Origin of the sequence: Microcoleus sp. B13-B6 (genome assembly GCF_036705405.1) — a bacterium.
Classification (GTDB): domain Bacteria; phylum Cyanobacteriota; class Cyanobacteriia; order Cyanobacteriales; family Microcoleaceae; genus Microcoleus.
This window is the reverse complement of sequence record NZ_JAUBUJ010000090.1, coordinates 31,046-36,905: the sequence shown is the minus strand read 5'-3', so window position 1 is coordinate 36,905 and position 5,860 is coordinate 31,046. Positions and strand designations below refer to the sequence as shown.

Genomic DNA, 5,860 nt, shown 5'->3' with positions numbered 1-5,860 from the left:
TGGTGGCTGTGGGCTTTTTCATTCCTTTATTTTACCAGATGCCGCCACTTAAGTTTTTTTGACCTGAATCCTTACGATTTGACTTCATATCATTTCTGGTTATATGAGGATGATTTAACCGCAGAGAACGCAGAGAACGCAGAGGGAGATCGGAGAGAGATGAATAATTCCAATGCTAACGGATTTGACTTCACAGGCTGTGTTAGGCGATCGTTATTACAAATAGGATGTTAGTTTACCGCATTGTCGATCGTACTTGCATCTAGTCTAGGGAGCGAAGTATTCCTTGAGAAATATTCAACCCTGACCTTGCGGGTTTCGTCTTTTTGTGCAGGTAAACTTCGCGATTTCCCATCGCCCCATCTCATTGCCCGGTTTAATCTTCCAAAAATTTTAATTTTACTTCGAGAAAAACGGTTTTTTGTAACATTTTACACATTTTCGCATCAAGTTTGCTGTTAGGGTTTGAAGCGTAGCAATCTAGTAGGATTGCACGCTACAGTATGCTTACCTTTAAAAAAGCTAAGTGCATTGCTGTTACCAACAGTCTCGAATAACTCCTTGGGTTGCAAACAGGACTTATACAGACAAAAAACGAAAAATTTAACCGCTTCTAGGGTTCCGATTTGAATCAGTTTCTAAGTCAGCTTAGACAGTTCAAGTGCTGGTCCGAGAGAAGCAGACTGGTTCTCCCAATATTTGATTAATTTGAGGGAAACACTAGCCAGTTACACGGCGGGATAAAAGCCCGGGAGAAACGCGATCGGTCATCAAGACTCGGTTCGTTAGCTCTCGGGCTTTATCCTTGTATATCAGGGGGGTTTGCAGAAGCTAAGGAAGCCAAAGAAGGTGCAAAAGCTCGATCGACATATTCACCTCTAACCAGCAACCAGAATATGCTATGAATATCCGATATTCCTCGCCCAAAATAACGCGATCGCCCTTATCCTACTGCGCCATATTTTTCATCACCTTGTTTTTCGCTGTCGGCTGCGTCAACCCGGCAATTTATATCAAAACCACGACAGAAAGCGAAGCAGCTTCTTCAGTAAGTGCTAACGCAGTTCGCCTCGGATTCAGCGCGTGGCCCGGCTGGTTTCCTTGGCAAATTGCCAAAGAGCAAAAGATATTTGAAGCTAACAATGTTGCTGTAGACTTAAAATGGTTTGACGGCTACTTAGAATCGATCAGCACCCTCACAGCAGGACAGATAGATGCTAACAGCCAAACCCTCGGCGATACAGTAAACTCAATATCCGGCGGCGCCGACCAAGTAATTGTTTTAGTCAACGACAACTCGACGGGAAATGACAAAGTGATTGTCGCCGAAGGCATCAATTCCGTTGCCGATTTAAAAGGTAAAAAAGTTGCAGCCGAAGAAGGTACAGTCGATCACTTTCTATTACTGTTAGGGCTGAGAAGAGCAGGTTTATCAGTGCAGGATATTCAATTTATACCGCTGGAAACAGGCAAAGCTGCGGCGGCTTTCGTCGGAGGGCAAGTCGATGCGGTGGCAGTATTTGCGCCGTTTACCACGCAGGCATTAAAACGATCGAACAGCAAGGAACTGTTTAGTTCCAAAGATTTTCCGGGGGCGATTTCCGACCATTTGGTATTCACCCGAAAGTTTATCGGCGAACACCCCGATCGAGTACAAGCCCTGGTCAATTCATGGTTTGCAACATTGGAATACATGAAAGCAAACAAAGAGAAATCTTACGAGATTCTAGCCAACCGCGCCGGAGTTAGCGTTGAGGAATACAAAGAATATGAAAACGGCACGAAGATATTCACGATCGAAGAAAACTTGAAAGCCTTTCAACCGGGAAATGACATGACATCATTGCAGTTTGCGGCGGCAGAAATGACTAAATTTCTCGTCGATGTAAATTTAGCCAAAACCCAACCAGATATCAGCACTTTATTTGACGATCGTTTTATAAAAGCTTATGCCGAAGGTAAAAGCTAAAAGGCAGAATTTACAATTTTGCAGACACAAAAATTTTTCAACAATATTATTTTTTTGAATATAGCGGTTCTCAAAAAAGTGAGGTATGCCCTATGCCCTATGCCCTATGCCCTATGCCCTATGCCCTATGCCCAGTCGTACCTCATCTTTCTGAGAAAAATTATACCAAAAAGCTACTCCAATTACTCGACAAACCGTTCCGCAATTAAATCATGCCACCAAATCCCGAACGCCGATCGATCCAATCCCACCTCAAGCAAAAAAGCCTAAATCCCACCGTTTTCTGGCGGATTGCGGAAGAGATACCACAACCCCTCAATATTGGGTTAACGGTGACATCGATCGCACTGCCGCTGCTGGTGTGGTGGCTAGTAACAACCTTCGCCAACGTAGACCCCAAATTTTTGCCTTCCCCCGGCAAAGTTTTAGAGGCATTTGGCCGGCTGTGGAACACTCGCGAACTTTTGAAAGACACGGTAGCGAGTTTGTGGCGGGTGGGAGTTGGCTTTCTGTTCGCCTTGGTTTTTTCCATACCCATTGGCGTGCTGATGGGCAGTTTTGCCAGTATTCGCGCCTTGCTGGAACCCATGTTCGGCTTGATGCGATATATGCCCGCACCAGCATTCATTCCCCTGCTAATTCTCTACTTGGGAATCGGCGAAGAACCCAAAATAATGCTGATATTTATCGGCGTCTTTTTCTTCAATTCGCTGATGGTAATGGATACAGTCAAGTTTGTTCCAAAAGACTTGATCGAATCTACTTATATGTTAGGTGGGAATCGCTGGGAAATCCTCACTCAAGTTATTTTTCCCCACGTTTTGCCGGGAATTCTTGATGCTAGCCGCATCAACCTAGCTGCGGCTTGGCAATTGGTAATCGTGTCGGAATTGATTGCCGCCACCGAAGGCTTAGGCCGCCGGATCAGCGTCGCCGGTCGATTTCTCCGAACCGATGAAATTTTTGTGGGGCTGATTGTCATTGGGGCGATCGGACTGGGTTTTGACTTGCTTTTTCAATATCTGCTGCGGGTTTCTTGTAAATGGTCAAGTCAGAAACAGTAAGCAGATGTTATACAAATCAGTGTTAAAAACTCTTATCGTACTCGGCGGTTGAAACCGCTTCTACACAAACGAAGTCCGCCTTCGCGGACTAAAGAGTTACTAACGAGGATTTGGTGTTAGAAGGCAGAATGGTATCATTTTTTTACTTACAATACAGAGGATAAACTCATGTTTCTGCAAATCAACAATCTGCACAAAAACTTTGAAACGAAAAAGGGTAAATTAGTTGTCCTCAAGGACATCAATATGAGCATCAAGCAAGGCGAATTTATCTGCGCGGTAGGCGCATCCGGTTCGGGCAAATCTACTCTGTTGAGGCAGATTGCGGGATTGGACAAGCCGACAACAGGGGAAGTGAAAATTGACGGCAAGGAAGTTGTTTCGCCTGGCCCGGATCGAGGTATGGTATTTCAGCATTACACTCTTTATCCTTGGATGAACGTGCAGGAAAATGCCGAGTTTGGTCTCAAACTTCAAGGCGTTTCCAAGAAAAAGCGGCGCGAACAAGCGAGCTATTATTTGAATGTGGTAGGATTGACGCAGTTTGCTTCGTCGCTGCCGAAGGAATTGTCGGGCGGGATGAAACAGCGGGTGGCGATCGCCCGCGCCCTCGCTTCTGAACCTAAAGTGTTATTAATGGATGAACCTTTCGGCGCCTTGGATATCCACACTAAAGAATCGATGCACGAATTCATGCTGGATTTGTGGCGTCGCACTGAGATTACAATCTTTATGATTACCCACGATGTCGAAGAAGCGGTGTTTCTTTCCAATCGGATTTATGCTTTGGGCGCTCGTCCCGGTACAGTGAGAAAGGAAATGTCGATTAATTTGCCCGATCGCACTCCCAGCGTTAAACGCCACGCCAAATTCCACGATTACCGCGACGAACTCATGGATTTGATGCGGAAACACGGACAGGAAGCAGTTGCAATGGCTGCTTAAATAGAAATAGGTTTGTATAGCCTTTCTCAGGTAAATGAGGTACTCCTGGGCATGGGGCATGGGGCATGGGGCATGGGGCATGGGCATAGGACTCTCCCCCATACCTCACCACGCTTGAAAACCGGTATAAATATTACTTTGGGCTCAGGCGGGTTGAGCAGCTAATATCATGTCCGGTTGAATAGTTATAATACTTTTGTCCCATCATGCCCGATGCCCTATTTGGCCGATGCCCGTATAGGATTTATAAGTAATTAACCGGACTTGATATAAGACATACTATTGTTTTATTTCGCTGACCTACCCAAATACATCAAGAGGAACTTATGGTGCAACTATCGATCGACACAAACTCACAAATTGATTCTGGCCTCGTATTAATCGAAGAAACCGTACCGGGCGGCGCGTACTGGTCGGGAGTCATCAAGCGGGGAAATACCCTGCGAATCACCGATTTAGAAGGCTCTCGCGGCGTTTCCATGCTGTGCTACAACGCCGACAATGCGATCGAACGTTTCAACGCAGCAGACACCGCCAAAATTCAATTCAACGCCTTTCTCAAACAAGGAATGGTGCTCTACACAGACATGGGGCGCATCCTATTTTCCATCACCCAAGACACCTCCGGCTGTCACGATTTGCTAGGAGGATGCAGCAACGCCATTAGCAATGCCAAAAAATACGGCGAAGGAGACTGGAAAAACTCCCGCGACAACTTCCTCAAAGCCCTAACTCGGTGGGGATTGGGCAAAAAAGATATCATGCCCAACATCAACTTATTTACTCGCATTGCCGTCAAACCAGACGGCACGATGGAGTTTCGCGAAGGCTGCGAAAAACCGGGGAGTTTTATCGATTTGCGAGCCGAAATGAACGTATTGACAATTATCTCTAACTGCCCCCACATCCTGCATCCTGGTTCAATTTACGATCCAAAACCAATCCAAATTCAGATTGTGAAATCCCCCGCACCCGCACCAGACGACTTGTGTCGCACCGCCAACCCGGAAGCAGTGCGCGGGTTCATCAACACCGATGCTTTGTTCGTGCAATAGACCCGATTCCACAACTCAATCTTATCCGCATCAATCTGCGGTGAAAAATTCTGCACTTCCATCACAAAAAGTGAACCATGACTGCAACTACCCAACAAATCCTCGATCCAAAAACTGCAATTTATAACGAAGTTTTACCCGCCAGACATCCCTGGTCTCGTGTCATCAAAAAAGGACAGATTCTCCGCATTGTAGATTTAGGCGGCAATCAAGCAGTAGATTTTTTAGTTTACAATGCCGATGACCCGTCCGAACGCTACAGCGCCCCCGATACGATCGTCAATCAAGGCAACATCTTTGTCACTACAAACAGCCAACTCATTTCCAACGAAGGGCGAGCCATGATGACCATAATTGCTGACTCCTGCGGGCGGCACGATACCTCCGGCGGCGCCTGTAGCTGCGAGAGCAATTCGGTGCGGTTTGGACTAGATAAAAAATACCAGCACGCCTGTGTTGAAAATTTCCTCGCCGCAATTCTTCCCCACGGTTTGGGCAAGCGAGATTTAGTCAGCAATATCAACTTTTTTATGAATGTTCCGGTTAGCGAAGATGGCACGCTTGAAATTGTTGACGGCATCTCCGATCCGGGAAGTACAGTTGATTTGCGAGCAGATATGAACGCGCTGGTTGCTATTTCTAACTGCCCGCAAATGAACAATCCTTGCAATGCTTACAATCCTACGCCGATTCAGTTGATTGTTTGGGATGCGGTGTAAATGTAGGGTATGTACTGTTTCCGCACTCTTTTTAGGGCGGGCTAGAAGCCCACCCCACAAGAAAATTCACTCTTTGTGGAACAGGCAAGATGCCTGTTCTTCAGGATA

5 protein-coding genes and 1 riboswitch are annotated in these 5,860 nt (G+C 46.2%); all 5 genes read left to right on the top strand.

The window, feature by feature from the left end; all coding sequences use genetic code 11:
* Window positions 1-602 precede the first annotated feature (602 nt).
* A riboswitch (guanidine-I (ykkC/yxkD leader) is annotated at window positions 603-757 on the top strand.
* Window positions 758-901: 144 nt separating this feature from the next.
* The 5 genes from QUB35_RS29935 to QUB35_RS29915 all read left to right on the top strand — a co-directional run bounded on the left by QUB35_RS29935 (window position 902) and on the right by QUB35_RS29915 (window position 5,752).
* A complete protein-coding gene (locus tag QUB35_RS29935; protein WP_333145278.1) occupies window positions 902-1,969 on the top strand; it encodes an ABC transporter substrate-binding protein in 1,068 nt (355 codons plus the stop codon).
* A gap of 212 nt (window positions 1,970-2,181) precedes the next feature.
* Entirely contained in the window at window positions 2,182-3,033 is an 852-nt protein-coding gene (locus QUB35_RS29930) for an ABC transporter permease (protein ID WP_333145277.1), read from the top strand.
* Between the two features lie 168 nt (window positions 3,034-3,201).
* On the top strand, window positions 3,202-3,978 hold the full coding sequence (locus QUB35_RS29925) for an ABC transporter ATP-binding protein (protein ID WP_333145276.1): 777 nt from the start codon (window positions 3,202-3,204) through the stop codon (window positions 3,976-3,978).
* A 326-nt stretch (window positions 3,979-4,304) separates the two neighbouring features.
* Window positions 4,305-5,033 (top strand): urea amidolyase associated protein UAAP1, encoded by a 729-nt coding sequence (locus QUB35_RS29920; protein ID WP_333145275.1) that lies wholly within the window; start codon window positions 4,305-4,307, stop codon window positions 5,031-5,033.
* Between the two features lie 77 nt (window positions 5,034-5,110).
* Window positions 5,111-5,752, top strand: a complete 642-nt coding sequence (locus tag QUB35_RS29915; protein ID WP_333145274.1) for an urea amidolyase associated protein UAAP2 — start codon at window positions 5,111-5,113, stop codon at window positions 5,750-5,752.
* Window positions 5,753-5,860 lie beyond the last annotated feature (108 nt).

Coding starts and splice junctions, on each gene's coding strand:
- QUB35_RS29935 (WP_333145278.1), top strand. CDS start 902: ATGAATATCCGATATTCCTCGCCCAAAATAACGCGATCGCCCTTATCC.
- QUB35_RS29915 (WP_333145274.1), top strand. CDS start 5,111: ATGACTGCAACTACCCAACAAATCCTCGATCCAAAAACTGCAATTTAT.
- QUB35_RS29925 (WP_333145276.1), top strand. CDS start 3,202: ATGTTTCTGCAAATCAACAATCTGCACAAAAACTTTGAAACGAAAAAG.
- QUB35_RS29930 (WP_333145277.1), top strand. CDS start 2,182: ATGCCACCAAATCCCGAACGCCGATCGATCCAATCCCACCTCAAGCAA.
- QUB35_RS29920 (WP_333145275.1), top strand. CDS start 4,305: ATGGTGCAACTATCGATCGACACAAACTCACAAATTGATTCTGGCCTC.